This is a genomic window from Gracilibacillus salitolerans (assembly GCF_009650095.1).
Taxonomy (GTDB): domain Bacteria; phylum Bacillota; class Bacilli; order Bacillales; family Amphibacillaceae; genus Gracilibacillus; species Gracilibacillus salitolerans.
On sequence record NZ_CP045915.1, the window covers coordinates 2,073,408 to 2,097,816 of the forward strand.

The window sequence follows — 24,409 nt, forward strand, 5'->3', positions numbered from 1 at the left end:
AATGACAGTAGAGTGGGTAAGTGAACGCACTTATGAAGATATTTTATATGAAACGTATAATGGAATTGCCAAAATAACGATTAATCGCCCGGAGGTACGCAATGCATTTCGTCCTCAAACGGTGAATGAATTAATTGAGGCTTTTACATATGCACGTGATGATTCTAATATTGGTGTAATAGTACTTGCAGGTGCAGGAGATAAAGCATTCTGTTCCGGAGGTGACCAAAAAGTTCGTGGTCACGGTGGTTATGTAGGTGAAGATGAAGTTCCTCGTCTAAATGTGTTAGATCTACAACGTTTAATCCGTGTAATTCCAAAACCAGTTGTTGCAATGGTTTCTGGATATGCAATCGGAGGCGGTCATGTACTGCATGTTGTATGTGACTTAACAATTGCGGCAGATAATGCAATTTTTGGACAAACAGGTCCAAAAGTAGGAAGCTTTGATGCAGGTTATGGTGCTGGCTTATTAGCACGTATTGTTGGTCATAAGAAAGCTCGAGAAATCTGGTACTTATGCCGTCAATATAATGCAGAGGAAGCATTGGACATGGGCTTAGTAAATACGGTTGTACCGCTAGAAAAATTAGAAGAAGAAACGATTCAATGGTGCGAAGAGATGCTAGAGAAATCTCCAACTGCGCTTCGTTTCTTGAAAGCATCGTTTAACGCAGATACAGATGGACTAGCTGGTCTGCAGCAAATGGGTGGAGATGCGACATTGCTTTATTATACAACAGATGAAGCAAAAGAAGGACGAGATGCGTTCAAAGAAAAACGCAAACCAGACTTCAAACAGTTCCCACGATTCCCATAATGAGAAAAAAAGGCCAATACATTATGTGTTGGCCTGTTCTTTTTGCATAAAGTAAAAGGATGTAATGCATGTGCACTGAAAACTTAAACAGCGAAGTTAGATTTACTTTCTTCCATTCTGCATTTTGAGGAGTGATTTACCGTCGCTGCGGAAAAATACTCCCTTTCCGGGGCGCGGCTTCAGCTAACTTAGTGATGAAAACCGCATCACCAAGTGGATCTTCAGCTCGCGCTGTCCCCCAGGAGTGTCGCATTTTTCCACAGCTTTGACTAGTGTTTTGGACTAGTGAGAAGAAGTCCCTTGCTCATATATCCAAAGATTTTCTTCTTTCAACAATCAGAACATTAGAACCAGCGTAGTATTCTGCCGGAGCGTTTCCGAGCACTCAACTTCAGAAGAATGGAAGAAAGACAAACTAACGAGAATTTTCACTAGTTCGCAGTAGTTATCTAATATGAACCAGAAGATAGCATACGGGTGGGTTATGCCCGATTTATAGAAATTGAGAAGAAGGTGTGAGAGGAATGGAACATTGGTTGACGAAACGAGCTTATTTAACACCGGATAACATTGCGATCGAGTTAAGCAATGGAGAGACGCTGACGTTTGCTCAGTTATATGAGAGAGCATGTGAGTTTGCTTCCAAACTATATACCGTTCATCAAAACGGCCATATTGCTATGTTATCTAACAATTCTAGCGATATGGTGGTAGCTTTTTGGGCTTGCACGTATTTGAATGTTCCAGTAGTTTTTCTTAATACGCGATTAACTGCTAGAGAATGGCAAATACAATGTGAAGATGCTGATGTTAAGACTGTTATTTTTTCTGATCAATATAAGGAGGATGTACAGCAACTGACGTTCAAGGCTTATCCGTTTTCCGAAATCCATTCCTTCCGGTCTGTTGAGTGCACGCTTACTACGGACATGAACCTTGATTCCGTTTGTTCCATGATGTTTACCTCAGGTACAACCGGTCGGGCAAAGCCTGTGATTCACAGCTATCACAATCATTGGTCAAGTGCAGTAGCGTCTGCTTTAAATTTAGGGTTAATGCCGAGTGATAAATGGCTCGCATGTCTCCCGCTGTTCCATATCGGTGGTTTATCGATACTGTTTAAAAGTGTAATATATGGTATGCCTGTTTATTTGTTAGAACGATTTGATGAAGAAAAGGTACACCGTGCGTTAATGGAGCACAATGTTAGCATTATCTCGGTTGTAGCGGTGACATGTTCCCGGTTGTTAGAGAGGTTAGGTGATGAGTATTATCCGACTGCATTTCGCTGTATGTTGTTAGGTGGTGGACCGGCACCAAAGCCGTTACTGGAGAAGGCGAAAGAAAAACGCGTCCCCATCGTACAAACATATGGGATGACCGAGACATCTTCACAAATTGCAACGCTAAATGAAGCAGAGGCTTTACGTAAATTAGGTTCAGCTGGAAAACCGCTTTTCTCTGCATCCTTACAAATTCAAGTAGATGACACGACAGCTGAGCCAAACCAAGTTGGTGAAATTGTAGTAAAGGGATCAATGGTGACGACAGGCTATTATCGGCGGGAACAAGCTAATCAAGAAGCTTTTCGAGATGGCTGGTTCCACACCGGTGACTTAGGTTACCTGGATGAAGAAGGTTTCCTGTTTGTTGTCGATCGACGAAGTGACTTAATTATTTCAGGTGGTGAAAATATCTATCCGGCTGAAGTAGAAGAAGTACTCTTATCATTTGAAGGTGTGCAAGAAGCAGGAGTGACGGCGATAGAAGATAGCAAATGGGGACAAGTTCCTGTTGCCTATGTCGTGGCAAACGAACAGGTGACTGCTGATCAATTGCTGGTACATTGCCGATCAAGACTTGCTTCATTTAAAGTGCCAAAGCAAATCTATTTCCGTGATCAACTGCCACGCAACGCAACGAATAAATTGCAGCGTCATTTATTGAAAAGTTGATATAGTAAAGTGCTCGAAGTTGATAGTAAATCCTGAAAGTTGATAGTAAACTTCAAAAAGTTGATAGTAACAAAAAAAGGACAGCATTGCTCCAGCTGTCCTTTTTCCTATGCATAATGCCCACCAATTTTCTTGCTGCGTTCTCGTGTAATACCAGCTTCGGTATAGCTTGTGGCACGTAAAATAGCTGTCGATCCATATTTGGAGCGAATGGCATCCATAACATAACCGACATCTTTCTTTTTTGGTTGATCTTCAAATAAATTCAGTTGTGTATCCATATCATCGTATAAATTGTTCAATGAAACAGTGACGCGACGTATTTTACTATGTTTATTATAAAATTCGTGAAATAACTGTAAGCATACCTGATAAATATCCATCGTCACATTGGTGGGGAAGTGAAGGGAGCGTGAGCGATGAAAACCGCCGCTGTTATCGGCATAGCCAATTCCTAAGTGAATGGTTCTGCCCGCTCTTTGATGTGTGCGGGTACGCCGGCATACTTCCTCACATAAATCGAGCATACATGTTAATGTCTCTTCCGCACTATAATCTCGTAATAAGGTAATGCCGTGTCCGAAACCTTTTTGTTCTTCCTTTTTTCCGAAAGAATCATAAACAGGGCTTAAATCGACTCCCCATGCGTGCCAGTATAATTGCTCTCCAATCACACCGAACCGCTTTTGTAATCTGTCTAATCGATAATTGGCCAGTTGTCCTAAATAGACAATCCCCATACGATTTAAGTGTGCTGTCAGTTGTCTGCCAATTCCCCATATTTTTTCAATCGGAACCGGCCATAATAAACGTTCGACATCTTGATAACAGCATGTAGCAATACCGGTTTTTTTGGCATATAAATCCATCACTACTTTTGCTAAAAACTTATTATCGCCAATTCCGATTGCACAGGTTAATCCCATTGTGTCATATATTTCGTCTTTAATCATTTGGGCAATCTCTTGTGCATTTCCGTATAAATGTTCTAATCCATCGACGGTAATCCACATTTCATCAACGGAATACGGATGGATCGCTTCTTTGGGAACATACAGGTGCAATAGCTTGGTGATTTCCATCGACATATGAACGTAATCTCCCATTTTTGCCTCAACGACATAGATATCAGGGTCTTTAGGCAACTCGAAGTACCGGCTTACATTTTTGACGCCATGTCGTTGTTTTAAGGCAGGGGAAGCAGCAAGAATAATACTGCCGGATCGATTTTTATCACCAACAACCGCAAGCATGGTTGTCATCGGATCCAGTCCACGTTTAACACATTCAATGCTTGCATAAAAGGACCGCATGTCGATACAAAGCACATTATGTTTAGGGAAAGAGCTATAATCCATTATAACACCTCTAACGAACATTTGTTCCGGATATTAGTATAGCCTATGTATTCAAAAAAAAATAGTGTTAAAATATAGTAATTAAGGTAATACTACTCAAAGTATTCTAGTCAGAACCCAAAACAAGTAAAGCCGTGGACCCGAAATAAGATCTATATGAATCATTGGACACCTATTAACTGATATGCTACTTTTACTCTAATAAAATACAAAGAGGTGAGTGAGATTGAAGAAAATATTAATCTGTTTATCATTAGGCGTGGCGCTCCTTTTAGCCGCTTGTGGTGCTCAAGAAGAAACACCGGAAGAAGGTCCGGTTGAGGGATCTAATCAAAATGGAGACAACGAAATGGACCATGCTGATATGGATCACTCCAGTTCAGGAGAGGTACCGGAAGGATTAGAAGAAGCTGAAAATCCTGTTTATGAAGTAGGAAGTAAAGCAATTATCACAGAGGCACACATGCCGGGGATGGAAGATGTAGAAGCTACTGTTGTTGGAGCATATAACACGGTTGTATATACTGTTTCTTACACACCTACAGATGGTGGAGAAAGGGTAGAGGATCATAAATGGGTCATACATGAGGAAATTGAAGAAGCGGGAGATGAACCTTTTCAACCTGGTGATGAAGTAACTTTAAACGCATCACATATGGAAGGTATGAACGGTGCTACTGCTGAAATTGATTCTGTTGAGCAAACAACCGTATATATGGTTGATTTCACTACTAAAGATGGTGAAGAAATAAAGAATCACAAGTGGGTAGTGGAAAGCGAGTTAGCACCAATCGAATAAAAGCATACAATCAAAAAAACTAAATGTAGAATAAAAGGGCCACTTTTCCAAGTGGTCTATTTTTTAAATACGTAGTTATAGCAGAGGAGTCATTCGGCTTAGTCAAAATTTTGAATGTACAAAGTGGACGAACAGGACGTTCTAGTATCGGCGTTGGTCACAGGACGTGACCGATGTTAGCCGATGCAAGAAAAGAATTTACTATTTGTGGTTTTGAGTCCTTACTATATGAGTTGATATCCCTGGTTTATAATCATTCTTAAGTTTTTGGATACATAAAATACAAAAACCAAACAGCATGATTTTGTTCGTCTGCAGCAGCACGTTTGAATGTTGCTTGTATATTTGCTGCAGGTGCTCTATCAGCCATATCTAAATAAAAGTCTACAGATTCTTGCTCATCATTAAACGCAAAATCAATTCCATCCCTATAATTTTTGGGGCAAGTTTCTGTAATAGTGTACGTTGGTTTCTGACCTGTTAAATTTACATAAATAGTAGTAAAATCTTTCAAGTGTCTTTTTTCGTCATTTTGAATTTCAAGAATCTTGGTAATTTGTTTTGAATTGGGTGCCATTTTTGCTAGGTGATCATAGCATGAAATAGCACTATATTCCGCGTTAATTGCTTGTTGAATATCCGAAATAAATGAAGATGGATTGGAAGGACGATAATATCCATTATATGGAATGGGGTGGTTATTATATGAATACATATCGATTCTCCTTAGATTAAATTGTTTTCCATGTATGTATATGAATTTCCTATAGTAGGCTGTGCTAGTACTATCTGAATAAATTTAACGTTTATCTAATTGAAAAAAGAGTGGTCAGGAAAGAGAGGAAATATTGAAAACGATTCTCAAACTCATTGACTTCTTTACCAAAAGCTAATAAACTAGAAACAGAGTAAAAGTTTGAATCGAAGATATTAAAGCAGGCCCGAACAGTGTGAATAAGGGAGAGGTTCAGCATGGAAACACTTGTAACAAAAGATTTGACGCTTGGATATGGCGATGAAATTATTATAGATGAATTGGATATTACCATCCCTAAAGGAGAAATAACAGTCTTTATTGGGGGGAATGGTTGTGGTAAATCAACATTATTACGTTCATTAGCTCGATTATTGAAGCCGAAACAAGGTGATGTTGTTTTAAATGGTGAAGACATTGCGAAAGTTCCTACAAAAGAAGTTGCAAAACAATTAGCTATTTTGCCACAAAGCCCTATCAGTCCGGAAGGTTTAACGGTAGAAGATCTAGTAAATCAAGGAAGACATCCATATAAAACGATGTTTAAGCGTTGGTCTGAAGAAGACGAAAAGGCTGTTGTAGAAGCGTTAGATGCGACAAATATGACAGACCTGAAACACCGTGCTGTTGATTCCTTATCAGGTGGTCAACGTCAGCGTGCATGGATTGCGATGACACTTGCTCAAGGTACAGATACCATATTATTAGATGAGCCCACTACTTATTTAGATATGACACATCAAATTGAAATTTTAGATTTGCTCTTTGAATTAAATGAGCGTCGTAAGAGCACGATTGTCATGGTATTACATGATTTGAATTTAGCTTGTCGTTATGCACATCATATTGTTGCCATTAAAGATAAGCAAGTATATGCTCAAGGAAAACCAGAGGAAATTGTTAACTGCAGTCTGGTTCACGATGTATTTCAAATGAAAGCTGACGTAATGTATGACCCAATGTTCGGTACACCAATGTGTATTCCGCATGGTCGTGGCCGTTGTCTTATTAAAGAAGCTGTCGAAGAATCCAAACAACAAATGCAATCTGTTGGTAATTAAACAAAGCCCTGTGTTCTCTTCATAAGTGAATACAGGGCTTTTTGTATATGTAAGAAAATTATATCCAATAGTGTGACTTCCCGATTGGTGATAATCAGAGGCTAAGCCCGCCCTTTCATCGACTAACTCGGTCACGTCCTTGGGGCTTGCGCTTTGCTTAATATCTGCATGTTTCTCACTAATTTACATACAATACCTGTGAAGAGGTGAAAAAACATGGAAAAGAAAACATACTACGTCAATATTGCTTCACAGGAAATCTCCCAAATCCGGTACGGCAACAATGCAGAATACACCATCCAAGCAACAGATGAAGAAGTCTTTCTGTTAAGAGAAAAATTTAATGAAATACACGAAGATGATATAGGGACCTTTGTCCGTGCGCATATCCCTTTTGTTCAGTATCACCAGGATCCTGAAAATGATGAGTATGATACTGATTTACAGGACGTCATGCAAATGATTTATCAACTAGCAACACCCGAAACAAAGCAAGCAATGGATGAATCCGGAATTAGTCCAAAAAATGAAAAAAATTGAAACAAATCAGTTGGCCCATACGTCTAATTATATAAATAAATGTTTACAATAGATAATAAGAGGAATAGATAAATATAAAGGACACTAGGAGGGAGAAATCATGAAAAAAATCATCACGATCTTAACATTTGTAGTCCTTTTTGCATTTGCAATTGTTATGCTTAATCAACCAGGTATCGAGCAAATGTATGCAAAGCAGGATCACTTACATGCACAAAAAAACACCGGACTCAAACAAGTACAAGTTGAAAATATTAAGCAAGCAGCAGAGACGAATGATGAGGACGACATTACACATGAAGAAATAGTGAAACTCACAGATACATTTATGGAGCTGCTAGTCCAAGAAATTGATGATCATTATAAAGTGGAACAATTCGATACAAAAGAGGAACTTCTAAATGCTTTTGAGCCTTATGTTGTAAAAGAAGCCGTACAACCTTATATTGATTACTACTATGAAGAAAAAGAAGACGGATTATATATCGTACCAACAGAAACCCCGCCATGGTTCGAAAAGAAAGAAGACTACAAAAAAGAATCAGAAGATAACAAAGTAAGGATTACACAATCCAACGAAAACGAGTTATATGGACCGTACACGATTGAAATTGTATTTGAAAAAGTGGATGGTACATGGAAAATAGCAAACATTAGCCATGAGTAAAAATAAAAGGTAGTATAGAGGTATGAAAACTTTTTATGATTACTATAATAACAAAATACAATTATCATTCGAAGATCAGCCGTTTGATTCAGACCCGAAACATGTATGGGTGATTTGCCGTTTTGAAAAGAAGTGGCTGTTAACGAAGCATAAAAATCGCGGTCTTGAATTTCCAGGTGGTAAAGTAGAACAAAATGAAACGCCAAAACAAGCAGCAATAAGAGAAGTATTAGAGGAGACAGGAGGCGAAGTAGATCAAATTAAGTATATTGGACAATATTTTGTATCTGGAAAGAGAGAAAAGTTGGCGAAAAATATCTACTTTGCTATAGTAAAGAAATTGAAAGAACAAGATTCTTACTATGAAACAGAAGGACCAGTTTTATTAAACCAGCTTCCTGGTAATATTAAATCCAATGAAAGATATAGTTTTATTATGAAAGATGATGTGTTACCCTATAGTTTGGACTATATCGAAAAAATTATTGAACCAACGTATAGCTGACTGTTAGCTATACGTTTTTTTACAGAATTTTGAATTGTGGATAACATACAGAAACAGCGACGCCCAACAACTAAACTTCCCTCAGAACCGTACGGTGAGGAGGAAACCTAAAGCATCAGTCATGTAAATGATATGTGCAATTTAATCGATTGACTTTGAACCGTGAATCCGATACGATATATGCTATATTGTAAAGAAAAACTCTAGACTCACACAAATCGCAGTCTAGAGTCATATATTGTTTTCATAACCAATTAATTTTATCGGATTAATGAGTTAATTTGACTCGTGCATTTTTTAAGGAAAAGTTGTATAGTTGAAGATGTAGATTTTTTTATAATATAAATTCTTTAAATAGACTTTTATATAAAAAGTGAATGATGAAAGTCTTGGTGGAAACTAAGAGGGAGGAAACAAAAGATATGGCGAAAAATAGACGCTTATTTACATCAGAATCAGTTACAGAAGGTCATCCGGATAAAATTTGTGATCAGATTTCTGATGCAATCTTAGATGAAATTTTATCAAAGGATCCAAATGCAAGAGTAGCTTGCGAAACAACGGTGACAACTGGATTAATACTAGTCTCTGGAGAGATTACTACATCCACGTATGTAGATATTCCAAAAATAGTTCGTAACACGATTAAAGAAATTGGTTATACAAGAGCGAAGTATGGTTTTGACGCAGAAACTTGTGGTGTATTGACAGCCATCGATGAACAATCAGCCGATATTGCTGGTGGTGTTGATCAGGCACTTGAAGCACGTGAAGGCCAAATGACAGACAATGAAATTGAAGCAATCGGTGCGGGTGACCAAGGGCTAATGTTTGGTTATGCTAATAACGAAACACCAGAGTTAATGCCATTGCCAATCAGCTTGGCACACCGTCTAGCAAAACAATTATCAAATGTTCGAAAAAATAAAACGTTAGATTATCTGCGTCCTGATGGAAAAACACAAGTAACAGTGGAATACGATGAAAATGACAAACCTCAACGTGTTGATACCATTGTTATTTCTACACAACATCATCAGGATATTACCTTAGAGCAAATCCAAAATGATGTAAAAGAACACGTCATTAAACCAGTTGTACCTGCTGAATTATTAGATGAGAATACGAAATACTTTATTAATCCAACTGGACGTTTTGTAATCGGCGGTCCCCAAGGTGATGCTGGTTTAACAGGACGTAAAATCATCGTCGATACGTATGGTGGATATGCTCGTCACGGTGGCGGTGCTTTCAGTGGTAAAGATGCAACAAAAGTTGACCGTTCTGCTGCATATGCTGCTCGTTATGTTGCGAAAAATATCGTGGCTGCAGGCTTAGCAGAAAATTGTGAGGTACAATTTGCGTACGCGATCGGTGTAGCACAGCCTGTATCTATCTCTATCAATACATTTGGTACTGGAAAGTATACAGAAGAAGAATTAGTTGCCGCGGTACGTGAAAACTTCGATCTTCGCCCAGCTGGCATTATTAATATGTTAGACTTAAGAAGACCAATTTACCGTAATACAGCTGCGTACGGTCACTTTGGACGTACAGATGGAGATTTCCCATGGGAAAACACTGATAAAGTAGACGTATTAAAATCATTCCTGTCAAAAGCATAAAAAAATATATAAAACATAACGAACGAAAGGCCAAGTACTTACTTGTACTTTGGCCTTTTGTGATTGAAATAAAAAATATGTGTAACACTAAGGAGTAATTCATCGTCAAATAAGTAATAGAAAAATTTTGGAGAGAAGGATGCAAGATGTGTGGTTTTATTGGACTATTAAAAGCAGAAACAAAATGGTTAGATGATTCAGAACGGAAAGAATTTGAAAACCGTAATAATATTATTCGTCATCGAGGTCCAGATGATGAGGGTTATTATGAAGATGAGCATATTATATTAGGTTTTAGAAGATTAAGTATAATTGATGTTGAATGTGGACACCAACCAATTACATATGATGATGATCGGTATTGGATGGTGTTCAATGGCGAAATATATAACTACTTGGAATTGAGAGAATCACTACAGAAACAAGGAATGACCTTTTCGACAGATTCTGACACCGAGGTCATCATTGCCATGTTTGCTAAAAAAGGTGTCGATACGTTTAGTGAACTTCGGGGAATGTTTTCGTTATTAATCTGGGATAAAGCAGAGCAATGTTTATACGGAGCAAGGGATATGTTTGGTATCAAACCGTTTTTTTATAAGGATTCAGATGAGGGAATATATTTTGCTTCTGAAAAGAAAAGCTTATTTACTGAATCAGAGCAAATAGATCATGAAGCAATGCAACATTACTTTACCTACCAATATGTACCTGAGCCGATGACCATAAACAAACATATTAGTAAGATAGAGCCAGGCAGTTATTTTATCAAAGAAAAAGGTATGCCATTAGCAAGCTATCATTATTTTCAACCAGAGTTTAATGTCAAACATTATGAAGATAAGGATTGGATCGAACGTATACAATCTACTTTAGATCAATCTGTTGCAATGCATATGCGCAGTGATGTCCCGGTAGGGTCTTTCTTATCTGGGGGTATTGACTCTTCGCTTATCGTCGCCTTAGCCAAAAGATATCATCCAGAAATAAAGACTTTTTCCGTTGGGTTTGAGCAAAATGGTTATTCTGAAATTGATGTCGCAAAAGAAACAGCTGATAAGTTAGAAGTAGAAAACTACTCATATATTATTTCGCCAGAGGAGTTTGTAGCGAAACTGCCGAAGATCATTTGGTATTTGGATGATCCTTTAGCAGATCCAGCCTGTGTACCTCTCTATTTCGTTGCAAGAGAAGCGAAAAAACATGTGAAGGTAGTGTTATCAGGTGAAGGAGCGGACGAATTATTTGGTGGTTATAATATATACCGTGAACCTGAATCATTACGAATCTTTGAGTCCATTCCAACACCAGCGAAAGATTTATTAGCACGTGTTGCCGATGTTCTGCCAGAAGGTGTAAAAGGAAAAAGCTTTTTAGAGAGAGGTACAACGCCATTAAGGCAACGGTATATTGGAAATGCTAAGATGTTTGAGGAAGCGGAAAAACAGAAGTTGTTAAAAAATTATGTTGAAGAAAACTATTATCAAACGGTGACAGCACCATTTTATGATCAAATTGAACATGAGCATCCCGTACATCAAATGCAATATATTGATATGCAAACATGGTTACGTGGAGATATTTTGCTTAAAGCAGATAAAATGACGATGGCACATTCTTTGGAATTACGTGTTCCATTTTTGGATAAAGAAGTGTTCAAAGTGGCCAGAGAGATACCCGTATCAAAGAAAATAACAAATGGTACAACGAAACATATTTTACGAGAAGCTGCTAGTGGTATAGTACCGGATCATGTATTAAATCGAAAGAAACTAGGTTTCCCGGTTCCCATTCGCCACTGGTTAAAAAACGAGTTATATGAATGGGCTAAAAATCTTATCCATGAGAGTGCAACGGATCATCTGTTAGAAAAGCATGTCATTATCGATTTTCTAGATGAACATTGTAAGGGTAAAAAGGATAATAGCAGAAAACTTTGGACTGTTTTAATGTTTATGTTATGGCACCAGATTTATATCGAGAAAATGTATGATATTTCAGAATTACAAGAAGATAACACAGAAAGCAAGCTTGTTCATATATAATGAGCAAGCTTGTTTTTTGTGTTTTAGGAAAATTATAAAATTTGACCCTGTGAATAAAGTTAAGCGCGATTTGCCACGTCCACGACGCGCCCAGAAACTAGGAGACTTCACGAATCAGCCTACGATAAGTCATCATCGGTTCGCTTTTCTCAGTGATTCCCTTATCTCAGTTGATTCTGAAGTCGCTACGTTTCTTACCGGGCCCTTGCGCTTTTGTTCCTATTCTTGTTTATAGGTTTGCCCCTTTTTAACATAATCTTGTTGAATGCGTTCCATTTCTTCGATGTCTGCTTTCGTTAATTCACGGACTACTTTAGCAGGGCTTCCAAAAGCGAGCGTACGTGGTGGTATTTTTTTACCGGGAGGTACTAAACTGCCTGCACCAACAAACGCGCCTTCACCAATTTCTGCTCCATCTAAAATGATCGATCCCATGCCGATTAACGCATTTTTACGAATAACAGCAGAGTGTAAGGTGACCTGATGCCCCACTGTAACATGATCCTCTACGATCAATGGCAAGTCCGGACTTTGGTGTAGTAATGATAAATCTTGAATATTGGAAAAGGCCCCGATTTTAACTGGTGCCACATCACCTCGAATCACTGTTTTAAACCAAATGCTTGAGTAAGCTCCAATTTCAACATCTCCTGTAATCACGCAGTCTGGTGCAATGTAAGCTGTTTGATCAATGGAAGGAGTTTTTCCTTTATAATTATAAAGCATATATGTTAACCTCCTATTATCTAATTAAATATATGAATGATTCACAAACCTTAACGAAATAGGAGCTTAGAGCAACATTTTCAAATAGTTCCCCCATTTATTGTCTCCCCTGAACATTCATATTTATTCTTAATGCTATACATACTTCTCTTTAAATCAAGAATTTCCTGCAGAAATATAATAATTTTATAAAATTAATCCAAACTAAAAGTAATGCCCTGTAAAAAATGCCATGTACTCCACACCCATCACTAATAAAGTGGTGGGTTTTGCATTATATGCTAAATACCGATTAAGAGAACAAGTTTTCCTTTATTGTGTTCAACCCTGACCTTAAGGATAATTTACTATACTTTTATCTAAATAGAAAAGATATTGAGGCTTTTCAATAAGGGTAATTGTTCTTTTAATAAGGAACCAAAAGATTGTTGTACTTAAACTTAGGTGCGAGAATTTATTAAGGTATTAGCTAAAGAGTGCTGTATGATTGTCTGATTATCTTTCAACAACCGAGATTGTTGAATAAGCTTTTGAACTATCAATGCAGATTAAAAAGGGTAAGCCGAATAATTTTCGGCTTACCCTTCATTAAAACTAATCGACACTAAGGTAGAACCTCGAACATAATCAACCTTTAGTGTAGTACGGTAAAGGTAATTTCTCCTGCAGCATATGGTTTGTTGTGACTGATAACATCCCCGTAATACGTACCGGAAGCCATATTCGTAAAAGTAACGGAACCATAAGGCCAGGTTGGTGTTTTGAAGGATGTACAATTGCCACTTTGTGAACTACATAAACGAACAGAAACTCTTGAATAACTCCAGTTGTCGATCTTGGCATAGACAGTTTGCCCACTACGCGCATATAATTTACCATCCCATCGACCATCATCGGTCGTAAATCGATAAGGTCCGAAATTTTCCGCTTCTACTGCAGAAGCAAAGCTTATCGATACAACAAAAAAAACTACGGATAGAATCAAGATAGACATAAATTTTCTAAACATCGGTTTCACCTCCCTTCTTTTACCTAAGTAACTGTAGTTCAATAGAGAACTCAATAGCCAGATAATCATATTTTCAGTAGGGGTAAGGCCGAGATAAGCCTAAAAACGACCTTACAGATATAAAAAAATGGAATGGGAATCGAGGAGGCTCTCCAATTAAGCATATTCAAGAAACAGGCGTGATTGATGAAAACTAGAGGTAGAAAATGATGGTTGTTTTAGAATTTCTTTTCTCTTGATCAATATTAGTAACTACCTAGTTACATCAAGGTATATCTGCAATACACTCCTATTCAGGAAAAAATTTCGTTGACAATAATAATCTATGTAGGAATTGTACGTGAGTATAGATCTAAGCCTTGTTTTCCGTAATTTAGGTATCTAATGTCATTTTTTAGGTGATTCTATAACTCTAGAATATGTTTTATCGAAATTGTATATGAGTTTTAAAAACTGTCTATGCTGTTAATACAATGTTGTTTTTCCAGAGGAAGAGAAAGAACAACTTAGCCTAAAGCAAACGTTTCAGGCTATCTGATAAATAAAGGGTTATAATGTTTTAAAAATTTATCCATATTAAAAAAGCAGTGTCCTTTAAAAGAGAACCACTCCATTGCTCCAAACCCATCACTAATAAGTGGTGGGTTTTCTTTTTAAATATAGGATATGCTATAATACCAAACGAAGGGAAGATTGACTTCTTCCTTCTCATTGTGTTCGGTCCTTACCATTACATATTTGCAGTTGTTATGGTAAGGGCTCATACCAATTTTTTAAGAGAATGAATAAAATAGTACATTTATCTATACATCAATTTTTTCCAGTAATATTATAATTGAGAGTAATCCCCTCTCTTAAATGTTTTATAATAAATTTTATTGAATCTAGCCCCTAATCGTTGAATTAAGGGGTTAGATCTGTATGTTAATAGGTAATGAAAATGATAAATTTAATAAAGGAAAAAGTTGATAAGGAAGATTTTAATAGAAGCTTAAAAAAGAAAGATTTAGAAGTAGATTAATTTCAGTATGGAGATCCATCAATCATAGAGGTAATGAGTGCTATGAATTATAAAGTATCTACATAACATTTCGAGTGAGCTGGAACTGTTTAGTTATTCCCCATGCTAATTTTAAAAAGTTCCCCCAAGCTCCCCCAATTTAGCACAAAACATCACCCAAACACCTTCATTTTTATGCTTGATTATACATTCCTGTTATTTACTAAATTTCACATAAACGTTGATATGACAGGTGCTTTGATGTTTGTGAATGTTTGTTTTACGTGTTACCATTAGTATCTAGTTAAATATATGCTATCATATTAAGTACGGAAGCAATAACAGTAAAGTGAGGGAGAAAAGTTGTCAATAAACGTCCCAACAAATGCACCGATCTTGATGAAAAACGTCTACCAGAAAATTTTTCCACAAGTAAAAAGCGAATTGAATTATTGGAAAAAACGTGCAAATGATATACCGAATGATGAACTTCGTACTCAAGCCATAGCCAGTATTAAGGATAAAAAGTTCCACTGTCAGGGTGGGAGTGTATACAGTTTATTAGCTGGAGAGATGTGGCGTGAAGCTATTCGATTTATTGTTGCCTATCAAACAATTAGTGATTATTTAGATAATTTGTGTGATCGGAGCACATCACTTGATCCAACTGATTTTCGCATGCTTCATCAATCGATGAAAGATGCATTATCACCGGAAAATGGAATCAAGAACTACTATCAATATCGAGAGGAACAAGCAGATGGGGATTATTTAGTTGATTTAGTTCAGACATGTCAACAAGTACTGCTTAAGATTAGCAATTATTCGATTTTTCAATCACATATGGTTCAATTAGAATCACTTTATAGCGACTTGCAAGTACATAAACATGTGGTTCATGATGAGCGTATTCCACGGTTAGAACAATGGTTCCAGCAACACCAGCAAAAATGGCCGATGTTAAGCTGGTATGAATTTTCTGCTTGTACAGGTTCCACTCTGGGTATTTTTTGTATGGTTTCGTATGGGTTGAATGATCAGATGACAGAAGAATTGGCGGAAAAAGTATTTGATAGTTACTTTCCTTTCTTACAAGGCTTGCATATTATGCTTGATTATTTTATTGATCAGCAGGAAGATGAGGAGGAAGGTGATTTAAACTTCTGTAATTACTATCAAACTCCACAGGAATTGGAACAACGACTTATCTATTTTGTGGAACAGACCAATCACCACGTTCAAACATTGCCGGACCGTCCTTTTCACGAAATGATTCAGCATGGCTTAGTCGGTCTTTATTTAGCTGATCCAAAAGTAAAAAAAATGAAACAATTTGAAACGATTGTAAAACGATTAATACGAGTAAGTGGACGAAAGTCACAATTTTTCCATTGGAATATTAAAGTGTACAACCGGTTAGCAGGCAGATCTTAAGAAATTTTAACCCGGGCAGATTAGAAGTTTGCTCGGGTTTGTGTTATTTCATAAAGCGTTTGAGTAATTTCAATCCGTTTTTCACATTTGGATAACGGAGCGGAATATCAAAGGTTGTTGTTTGTTTCAACACACTTTTTTGATGGGAAAAGGTAAGAAAACTGTCCTTGCCGTGATATGCACCAATGCCGCTATTACCAACCCCACCAAATGGCAGGTAGGGAGATGCTAAGTGATATATGGTGTCATTAATACAGCCGCCTCCAAAGGATATTTTGTCAATCATGTTATCTGCTAAGGCATCACTTTCTGAGAAAAAGTAAAAGGCAAGCGGGTCTGGATGATGCTGAATACCTTGAATGACATTATCTAAATCTTGGTATTCCATGATCGGTAACACAGGGCCAAATATTTCATCTTGCATCACTGCGTCGTCCCAGGTAATATCTGTTAGCAAAGTTGGTTCGATTTTTAATTTTTCGCGGTCACTTTTTCCGCCGAGAATGGTATTACCATTTGTTAAAAACCCCTGTAAACGATCAAAATGTTTTTCGTGTACAATCCGAACAAAGTTTTGATTCTCTAGTGGATGTTCTCCATACATTGTTGCAATCGCGTGCTTGAGCTCTGTTATAAAGGATTGTTTAATATCCTGGTGTACATACAAATAGTCAGGAGCTACACACGTTTGACCAGCATTGGTAAACTTGCCCCAAGCTACACGTTTTGCTGCTACTTTAAGGTTGGCATCGTTATGAATGATAGCCGGGCTTTTTCCACCTAATTCTAATGTAACAGGAGTTAAGTTCTTCGAAGCGGCTTCCATTACAACACGGCCTACAGGAACACTGCCTGTAAAAAAGATATAATCGAAATTTTCTTTGAGTAAAGCTTGGCTTGTTTCTGCCGCACCTTCGATAACTGTTACAAATGCTTCAGAAAAGTTCTCTGAGATCAGTTCTTTTAAAACGGAAGATGTTTCTGGAGTATATTCGGAAGGTTTTATCACTGCACAATTGCCTGCAGCGATAGCACCAATTAATGGTGCTAGTGCGAGTTGAAAAGGATAGTTCCATGGCGCAATAATGAGAGTTACTCCATACGGTTGTTGATATATATAGCTTTTTGAACCAGTATGGGTAATAGGTGTTTTTACTTTTTTTCGTTTGATCCACTTGGGAAGCTCTTTGATCGTATGATCGATTTCACTATATAGAATCCCGATTTCGGTCATATAGGTCTCTAGTTCTGATTTGTTAAGGTCTTTCTTAATAGCCGTAAGAATTTTGTCTTCATATTCTTTAATGCTTGCTTTTAATGTATGCAGAGCATCTATGCGAAAGCGCAAATCTTTTGTCTGATTGGTTTCAAAGAAATGTTTTTGTTTGGTAAGGAGTGATGGATAAGCTAGCATGTGTCTCATTCCTATCTGAGTCTTTTCTTAAGCATATCATTTGTCCTCTATAAAACCAATTGTTCAATTTGTAACCTTTTAATTTAAAAAAACGACTCATTAGGTAAAGCGACTGGGGGAAATTCATGAGGTTACAATTATTTATCGCCGGGGTGATCTCTATGCTTATTATCTTACTGTTGATTTTAGCTAGTTCCTCTTCAATCGGAAATCCAAGTGCACGCGATATTTTAATTAATAATCAGGATGCTGATATTATCCAATTGGATGGGTTGATTTATAAGAATGTATCGAATAGAGAATGGGTATCAACTGATTACCAGATAGGAGAATCGGTAGGTGAAATAAAAAAACGAACAGATCGCACATGGCTGTATCGTGATTTTTTTGCGACTAAATTAGATAAAGGGACGATCATTTATGCGGAAAAAGAAGATAATGATCAAAAAAGAGAGGTTATGTCTACGCTATTAGTTGAAATAGAAGATGAATTATTAGTTTATCAAGCACTAGTGGAAGGTTGATAAAATGAAATACTTTTATGCTTTTAGCATGGCACTCATGATTATTGTTGGGCTGCTGTTAGGAAAACATGATCAAGAGGAACAAGCTTTTATGGATGACCTTTTGCTACATCAACCAATTGATATAGAAGAGGTTGAGGCGATGTATTGGGAGCGGAAGGAAATCGATATAAATAAGAACATTATTAAAGCTTTTAACAACTATCCAGCAAATCAAATAGCAGTAAAAAATATCGACGAGTCTGAGGCAGAATTAGGGTTCAAACTTCAGGAAGGTATCATGATTAGACTTCTTTATTCGGATGGCAATCTATTTGTGAAGCGTAATGATGTTGGTGAAGGAGAGATTTGCTATCAACTAAAAGAAACTATAGAGCCGGTTGAAGACCTTTTTACCAATAGATAAAAAAGTTCCTGCAATCGGCAGAAACAACCATTAATCATATTTTTTCAGCTGATATTATGAAAAACATTGGTCTGCGCAGTTCATCCTGCATCTCAGGTAACATCTCCTCAGATGGAACGGACTCCTTGACGGCTTTAATGACAAAGCCTGCTGTAATTAAGTCATTAATATAAGTAGATATAGTACGATGATATTTGATGACATTTTCAGCAAGGAAAGAGGTTTGACGTATACTTTCTGTTTGATAATGATCAACAGGCCAATGTAATCGATGTCCGTTTTGGTCATAATACCAGTCCTGTTCTTCCCTTGCTGTGAATATTGGGTGTTCAGCAGAGAAAATAAAGGTTCCACCAGGTTTTAAATAATCAAATACTTTGCTACAGATTGTTTGGTAATCTTTTACATAATGAAGTGCTAATGAACTGAAAACCACATCAAAAGTAGCTTCGGAAAAATCGATTTCTTCGATCGGTTGATTAAGATAAGATATCGAAGAATCATTCGTCATCTCTTTTGCTTCTTGTAGCATTTTTTCAGAAATATCTACACCAACAACAGACTTTGCTTTTTGCTCACGAGCATAACGGCAATGCCATCCAAAACCACATCCCAAATCGAGAACAACTTTATCTTGTAGGTCAGGGATTAACGTTTTAACCATATGCCATTCTCCCGCTGCTTCAAGACCTTGAGTCGATCTTGGCATGTTTTTATAAGCAGAAAAGAACTGTTCATCGTCATATTTATTTTGTTTCATCGTTTTTCCGCTCCTATTCATCATTTTAATTTTTCAATCCCGATCACAAAAGGCGGATTATTTATCTGGTTAATAAATTGATATTGCAACACTTGATATTCTTTCTGATCTAACTCTTCGCAAAAGCTTAGTACGAGGTTCTTTTCTGAGGTTCCACCTTTATGACCGTGGTAAATAACGATCACTATACGTCCACGTTTTTTTAGTAAAGATAACATTCCGCTGATCGCTTGTATCGTTGTATCTGGCGTAGTAATAATCGAATGATCACCTTTTGGTAAATAACCTAAATTAAAAATCGCTCCGGATATCACCTGTTCATCTACATATGAAACTACATGCTCATGACCGTCATGAATCAGCTCTACATTTTCTACTCGTTGTGCCAATAACAATGCTTTGGTTTGTTCAATAGCTTTCTCTTGAATATCAAATGCATATACTTTTCCTGTATCACCAACCAGCTTACTTAGCATTAATGTATCGTTACCATTTCCGCAAGTTGCATCAATAACGCTGTCTCCTTGATTGATCACCTCTTCTAGTAATTGATGAGAAAATGGGATGATTGCTTTCATGTGATTACTCCTTTTAAAATTTGTGTCTTGGCGAGATAGTATACTTCAGTATTTTAGCAAACAATTTTTGAAAAGTGTATGATATTTACCGATTGTCATACAATAAATTTGAGGTGATCACGATGGCAACAAGAGATTCTGTTGAAAATTTGCTTATTGAAGGACAGCATATTATTCAGCAAGCAGAAGAGCAATTAGACATGTCTAATCGAAATCAGTTTTTGTTAAATGAAGACTATACAAATGCTCATTTAGAATTAGAAAAATTATCACAGAGTATTGATAGGGTAATGGCCAGTGCTAATGCCCAACAACGTGAGCAGCTTCACCGGTTTCAATTAGTGGTAAATGAAAAGTTAAATGATATGATATTGGATCAAGTTGATGTAACAAGATTTGAATAAAAAATTCAGCATAATCGTAGAGAGAGGTACAACCATTTGTGGATTTGTACCTCTTTTTTAGTTGAAATAAGTTAAGAATTAAAGGTATTTTCAATTTATAGATTTAGAGTCACAGTCGTTAATTATAACTACTCATGAATTATTGGAAATAGATCCAATTCTAGATGAAGTGCTTGTCATGAAAAACGGAACTTGAACAAATCAGGGAAAAATCCACGATTCAAGAATGGCTGGAGTTAATATATTAAAGAAAGCATTCTCACATCTTCTGACATATGTTAAAATCTGGTTTATTACATTTTGTGTAAAATTAGTCGTTTTTCGGAGGGTTTACATATGAAGTATTTTGCTAGTTTAATGATGGTGTTTGGAATTGGGGTTGCTGGTTTATTTTTGTGGATTGTATCGATGGCGACCAAGAGTCAACAGTTTTATGGTGCATATATTTCGATTGTTACGATTGGGTTAATGATTATCTCTGTTCTATTAATCTTTGAAAAGTGGAAAATACGTGCAGTTAAAATAGTTAGTATTGCTTTCTTTGTGATAGCTGGTATTACCGTGGGAAGTTATGAGGGCTATCAATATTATCTTAGAAGTCTTGAAATTGTTAGTACGCAAGATGTCGATCTTAAAGCCTATCAACCATTTTCGGAGGATACGAAAGCTGTCACTCTGGATGAAGACTCCACTTTTCAAATAGAGGGGAATTTGCCTCGTTTAGATGGTGCCACAGCACTTTATCCCGTTTATTCTGCGTTTGCGCAAGCGGTTTATCCAGATAAAGAGTATCATGAAAGCAATAGTGAAGTTATCTCCAGTCAAACGTCTGGTGCTTTTCACAATTTGATAGATGGAGCAGTAGATATAGCATTTCTTGCCGAGCCATCAGAAGAACAATATGAACAAGCAGAAAAGCAAAATATGGAGTTATCGCTCACATCAATTGGAAGAGAAGCATTTGTCTTTTTTGTTCATCATAATAATCCAGTAGAATCGCTGACAGTGGAAGAAATACAAGCAATCTATGCTGGTGAGATTACGAATTGGAAAGATGTAGGCGGAAATGATGAGGAAATTCAGGCTTTTCAACGTCCAGAAGGTAGTGGTAGTCAATCTGCTTTAATTCGTTTTATGGATGAAAAGCCGTTGATGGATCCTCCGGCTGACGAAATCGTTACTGGTATGGCCGGCATCATTCGGGAAACATCGAATTATCGAAATCAGCGAAATGCGATAGGTTATTCATTCCGTTATTTTTTACAAGAAATGGTGGAAAATGGTGACATTAAACATGTTGCGGTTAATGATGTAGCACCGACGAAAGAAAACATACAAAATAATTCGTATCCAGTCGTTGCAGAATTTTATGCGATAACTGCTGGAAGTGATAATCCGAATGTGCCATTATTTATCGAATGGATACGGTCACCACAAGGCCAGTCTCTAGTCGATCAGACTGGGTATGTTCCTTTACCGTAAAGAAAAAGGAGGTATGTCAATGTATTTTTTTCTCTTTTCAAGACTATTAGCGATATTATTACAATCCTTGATCCTACCCTGACGACGAAGTGGAGCAGTAAGAATTAAATGGAGAGTTAATCGTAGAAATAGATGTTAATTAATGTGTAAATATAAATAGGTGGGTTACTGTGAAAAGCGTTATATATTTTATACTTGGAGTTGCTGTGTCTTGGTTATCAATAGAATTAATTTATAATGATTTTAGTATTTTTGATATTCAATGGGCAATTGGTTTAATAGTGAGTTATGTGTACGCAATACTGTTTTTTAGAACTGGATTTAATTTTTGGAAGTTAGTCATCGGTAGTTTAGGAATTTTATTAGTGCTAATTATATTGTCATTTGTGGCAAAATGGATGTTGGCGTGTATAGTGTTTTAATATTTGTGATTTTTTATGTTGAAGCGATACGTAAAAAGAAAGAAACTAACGATTATTAAAAATATAGAAGTTATGTGGGCAACGAGAGCGGCCAGTATGGCACAGTGCATGGAAACGATTATTATTACCCAGAATTTCAATTAACAAAAAGAATCGATGTAACAACAGAAAGATTTGGAGTGGAAAAGATCTCGACTGCTTGGAAAGAAGTCATTTCTAATTTCCTACAACCTTCCCATCAGGCAGGTCAGTCAGATGTTTTTTGACCATTTCACCTTTTCCAACAGAACTAAGAATTACAATAATTGAAACTTTTCCTTCTTTAAATCGTATAAAATAGTAGTAAACAGAGGGGGAATTTAAAATGATAGGTGTGTTAATTGCGACGGTTATTGCAATGATTTTATATGTAGTAGGTTTAATTCTTACGATAAGTATTTCATCGTTAAATGCTACACGGATTATGAAGCATGGTCTTATCATTTTCGTAATTGGTTATGTGGTTACAGGTATCATTTTCTATTTTGTGATGCCAGCGATAACTGTACCGAACATGTTGATTGCTAATTTAATCGTAGCAGTAGTGTTATTGCCATTATTGTTATATGTGATTCAACCAGGAGAAAAAGTAGAAACAAAGGTGTTAAGACCAATCACCTTCTTTTTAAGTGTCGCACTAATTGGGGTGATTGTTGTTATAATCTTAGGATTCACGACACTAGATGAAGCACATCAAAGTATATCTGTTCAGCAAGAAGAAGAGGCTAAACCATTAACTAAAGATGAAACACCGATCACGGTCGCACCAGAGTTTGCGCGAAATAAAATTCAGAAAGCGATGAGTGTTGTACCAAATCCACAATTTTATGATTTAGGAAAGCTTCAAGTACAAAAAGTAAATGAAGAGATTGTTTATGTAGCACCTGTGGAATTTGCGGATTTTTGGAAATTCCTTAGAGGAAAAGAAACAGCAGGCTATTTTACGATTTCAGCAACAAACGTAAATGCACAACCAGAGTTCCAAGAATACGAGATGAAATATACGAACTCCAGTTATTTTAATAAATATATACAGCGTGTCATTTATGATAAATATCCTCATTACATTCAAAGTGGTGAAGCACAAATTGAAGTAGATGATGAAGGCAAGCCTTGGTATGTACAAACAATTTATCGTCCGATGCATGTAACGAATAAACCGAATCTGGAAGACTTGAAAGTAGTGGTGATTGATCCAGATTCTGGCGAAATGCAGATGTTTGATACCAATGAAGCACCGGAATTTATTGAAGGTTCCGTCAGCTCTGAAATGGCTACAATAGAGAATAATTACTTTGGTAAATATATTCACGGTTGGTTAAACAGTGTATTTGGTAAAAGAGATGTTAAAATCCCTAATGAATCTTGTTCGGAATCTGGGGTAACACCGATTTTTGATGAGAATGGTGATATGTTCTACTTTACCGATATGACATCACCTAAAGAAAATATCGATTCAGCTTTAGGCTACACATTGGTAGATGCTAGATCTGGAGAGCTTATCTATTATGGCGGTGAAAAGAACAACGGGATTATGGATAGTGAAGGCGCTAAGCAAATTGTCAACAAGGAATTTCCAGAGAAAAAATGGGAAGGTTATATGCCAGTTCTCTATAATGTTGATGGAAACCCAACATGGGTGGTCAATGTCTTAGATCCAAATGGGTTGCATAAACAATACGCCTATATTAAGGCAAATGATTCTGATTTTGTCGTGTTTGGAGATACTGCCAATGAAACATTAGATGCTTATCGAATGGCATTGTTACAAGATCCGAGCAATCCGGGGGCAACAGATGATACTAACACAGAGCAGATAACAGGCGAAGTGGACCGAGTATTAGTCACGTCATCTGAACAAGGTCAAGTAGTCCAATTCTTATTAACAAATGACGCGACAATCTACACAGTAAACGCCAGTAAATCACCATTAACCATTTTCTTAGAAAAAGGTGACAGCATTGACGCTGAAGTTCAAATACTAGACAATGGAACAGCAACTGTTGAAGAAATTACGATCGAAGGGTTAACACAATAAGTAGAAAAAGATCAATTCATTTTACATGAATTGATCTTTTTTAT

Annotated in this window: 24 protein-coding genes; 17 read left to right on the top strand and 7 right to left on the bottom strand. The window is 36.8% G+C overall.

The window, feature by feature from the left end:
* Position 1: 1 nt before the first annotated feature.
* Together menB and GI584_RS09620 are read left to right on the top strand one after the other, a co-directional pair.
* The gene (gene menB, locus GI584_RS09615) at positions 2-820 is read left to right on the top strand and encodes a 1,4-dihydroxy-2-naphthoyl-CoA synthase (protein WP_100360891.1); all 819 of its coding nucleotides are present in this window, start codon (positions 2-4) and stop codon (positions 818-820) included.
* Between the two features lie 515 nt (positions 821-1,335).
* On the top strand, positions 1,336-2,775 hold the full coding sequence (locus tag GI584_RS09620; RefSeq protein ID WP_153791099.1) for an o-succinylbenzoate--CoA ligase: 1,440 nt from the start codon (positions 1,336-1,338) through the stop codon (positions 2,773-2,775).
* A 107-nt stretch (positions 2,776-2,882) separates the two neighbouring features.
* Here the strand turns inward: GI584_RS09620 and GI584_RS09625 are convergent, their stop codons facing one another.
* Entirely contained in the window at positions 2,883-4,133 is a 1,251-nt protein-coding gene (locus GI584_RS09625) for a DNA polymerase IV (RefSeq protein ID WP_153791100.1), read from the bottom strand.
* 226 nt (positions 4,134-4,359) lie between these two features.
* Here GI584_RS09625 and GI584_RS09630 point away from each other — a divergent pair, with 226 nt between their 5' ends.
* The gene (locus GI584_RS09630) at positions 4,360-4,932 is read left to right on the top strand and encodes a DUF1541 domain-containing protein (RefSeq protein WP_407647402.1); all 573 of its coding nucleotides are present in this window, start codon (positions 4,360-4,362) and stop codon (positions 4,930-4,932) included.
* 259 nt (positions 4,933-5,191) lie between these two features.
* Here the strand turns inward: GI584_RS09630 and GI584_RS09635 are convergent, their stop codons facing one another.
* Entirely contained in the window at positions 5,192-5,647 is a 456-nt protein-coding gene (locus GI584_RS09635; RefSeq protein ID WP_153791101.1) for a ferritin family protein, read from the bottom strand.
* A 257-nt stretch (positions 5,648-5,904) separates the two neighbouring features.
* Here GI584_RS09635 and GI584_RS09640 point away from each other — a divergent pair, with 257 nt between their 5' ends.
* The 6 genes from GI584_RS09640 (at position 5,905) to asnB (ending at position 12,129) form a co-directional block, all read left to right on the top strand.
* Positions 5,905-6,747 (top strand): ABC transporter ATP-binding protein, encoded by an 843-nt coding sequence (locus GI584_RS09640; protein WP_100360886.1) that lies wholly within the window; start codon positions 5,905-5,907, stop codon positions 6,745-6,747.
* Between the two features lie 216 nt (positions 6,748-6,963).
* Complete coding sequence (locus GI584_RS09645) at positions 6,964-7,287, top strand: hydrolase (protein WP_100360885.1); 324 nt, start codon at positions 6,964-6,966, stop codon at positions 7,285-7,287.
* 100 nt (positions 7,288-7,387) lie between these two features.
* Complete coding sequence (locus GI584_RS09650) at positions 7,388-7,954, top strand: hypothetical protein (RefSeq protein WP_100360884.1); 567 nt, start codon at positions 7,388-7,390, stop codon at positions 7,952-7,954.
* A 22-nt stretch (positions 7,955-7,976) separates the two neighbouring features.
* The gene (gene ytkD / locus GI584_RS09655) at positions 7,977-8,459 is read left to right on the top strand and encodes an RNA deprotection pyrophosphohydrolase (protein WP_153791102.1); all 483 of its coding nucleotides are present in this window, start codon (positions 7,977-7,979) and stop codon (positions 8,457-8,459) included.
* 422 nt (positions 8,460-8,881) lie between these two features.
* Positions 8,882-10,084, top strand: coding sequence for a methionine adenosyltransferase (metK, locus tag GI584_RS09660; protein ID WP_153791103.1), 1,203 nt, complete (start codon positions 8,882-8,884; stop codon positions 10,082-10,084).
* 146 nt (positions 10,085-10,230) lie between these two features.
* Complete coding sequence (asnB, locus tag GI584_RS09665) at positions 10,231-12,129, top strand: asparagine synthase (glutamine-hydrolyzing) (protein WP_153791104.1); 1,899 nt, start codon at positions 10,231-10,233, stop codon at positions 12,127-12,129.
* A 219-nt stretch (positions 12,130-12,348) separates the two neighbouring features.
* Here asnB and GI584_RS09670 read toward each other — a convergent pair whose 3' ends face one another.
* Both GI584_RS09670 and GI584_RS09675 read right to left on the bottom strand, forming a co-directional pair.
* On the bottom strand, positions 12,349-12,855 hold the full coding sequence (locus GI584_RS09670; RefSeq protein ID WP_100360880.1) for a gamma carbonic anhydrase: 507 nt from the start codon (positions 12,853-12,855) through the stop codon (positions 12,349-12,351).
* Between the two features lie 634 nt (positions 12,856-13,489).
* Positions 13,490-13,864, bottom strand: a complete 375-nt coding sequence (locus GI584_RS09675; RefSeq protein WP_100360879.1) for a hypothetical protein — start codon at positions 13,862-13,864, stop codon at positions 13,490-13,492.
* 1,363 nt (positions 13,865-15,227) lie between these two features.
* On the opposite strand from GI584_RS09675, the gene GI584_RS09680 reads away from it, so the two are divergent.
* Positions 15,228-16,298, top strand: coding sequence for a tetraprenyl-beta-curcumene synthase family protein (locus tag GI584_RS09680; protein WP_325063429.1), 1,071 nt, complete (start codon positions 15,228-15,230; stop codon positions 16,296-16,298).
* 43 nt (positions 16,299-16,341) lie between these two features.
* On the opposite strand, the gene GI584_RS09685 is transcribed toward GI584_RS09680, so the two are convergent.
* Positions 16,342-17,712 (bottom strand): aldehyde dehydrogenase, encoded by a 1,371-nt coding sequence (locus GI584_RS09685; RefSeq protein ID WP_153792959.1) that lies wholly within the window; start codon positions 17,710-17,712, stop codon positions 16,342-16,344.
* Positions 17,713-17,837: 125 nt separating this feature from the next.
* Here GI584_RS09685 and GI584_RS09690 point away from each other — a divergent pair, with 125 nt between their 5' ends.
* On the top strand, positions 17,838-18,236 hold the full coding sequence (locus GI584_RS09690) for a hypothetical protein (protein WP_153791105.1): 399 nt from the start codon (positions 17,838-17,840) through the stop codon (positions 18,234-18,236).
* 4 nt (positions 18,237-18,240) lie between these two features.
* Complete coding sequence (locus GI584_RS09695; RefSeq protein WP_153791106.1) at positions 18,241-18,642, top strand: hypothetical protein; 402 nt, start codon at positions 18,241-18,243, stop codon at positions 18,640-18,642.
* Positions 18,643-18,676: 34 nt separating this feature from the next.
* Here GI584_RS09695 and GI584_RS09700 read toward each other — a convergent pair whose 3' ends face one another.
* Both GI584_RS09700 and GI584_RS09705 read right to left on the bottom strand, forming a co-directional pair.
* Positions 18,677-19,402 (bottom strand): class I SAM-dependent methyltransferase, encoded by a 726-nt coding sequence (locus tag GI584_RS09700; RefSeq protein WP_153791107.1) that lies wholly within the window; start codon positions 19,400-19,402, stop codon positions 18,677-18,679.
* 20 nt (positions 19,403-19,422) lie between these two features.
* A complete protein-coding gene (locus tag GI584_RS09705) occupies positions 19,423-19,980 on the bottom strand; it encodes a tRNA 5-(aminomethyl)-2-thiouridylate-methyltransferase MnmM (protein WP_153791108.1) in 558 nt (185 codons plus the stop codon).
* Between the two features lie 122 nt (positions 19,981-20,102).
* Here GI584_RS09705 and GI584_RS09710 point away from each other — a divergent pair, with 122 nt between their 5' ends.
* From GI584_RS09710 to GI584_RS09730, 5 genes are all read left to right on the top strand, one after another.
* On the top strand, positions 20,103-20,384 hold the full coding sequence (locus tag GI584_RS09710; protein WP_100360872.1) for a DUF2524 family protein: 282 nt from the start codon (positions 20,103-20,105) through the stop codon (positions 20,382-20,384).
* Positions 20,385-20,720: 336 nt separating this feature from the next.
* Positions 20,721-21,866 (top strand): PstS family phosphate ABC transporter substrate-binding protein, encoded by a 1,146-nt coding sequence (locus GI584_RS09715; protein ID WP_153791109.1) that lies wholly within the window; start codon positions 20,721-20,723, stop codon positions 21,864-21,866.
* A 170-nt stretch (positions 21,867-22,036) separates the two neighbouring features.
* Positions 22,037-22,288: a hypothetical protein gene (locus tag GI584_RS09720; protein WP_153791110.1), complete on the top strand. Its 252-nt coding sequence runs from the start codon at positions 22,037-22,039 to the stop codon at positions 22,286-22,288.
* A 104-nt stretch (positions 22,289-22,392) separates the two neighbouring features.
* Complete coding sequence (locus GI584_RS09725; RefSeq protein ID WP_194842175.1) at positions 22,393-22,554, top strand: hypothetical protein; 162 nt, start codon at positions 22,393-22,395, stop codon at positions 22,552-22,554.
* A 98-nt stretch (positions 22,555-22,652) separates the two neighbouring features.
* Complete coding sequence (locus GI584_RS09730; RefSeq protein WP_153791112.1) at positions 22,653-24,365, top strand: DNA-binding protein; 1,713 nt, start codon at positions 22,653-22,655, stop codon at positions 24,363-24,365.
* Positions 24,366-24,409: the final 44 nt, after the last annotated feature.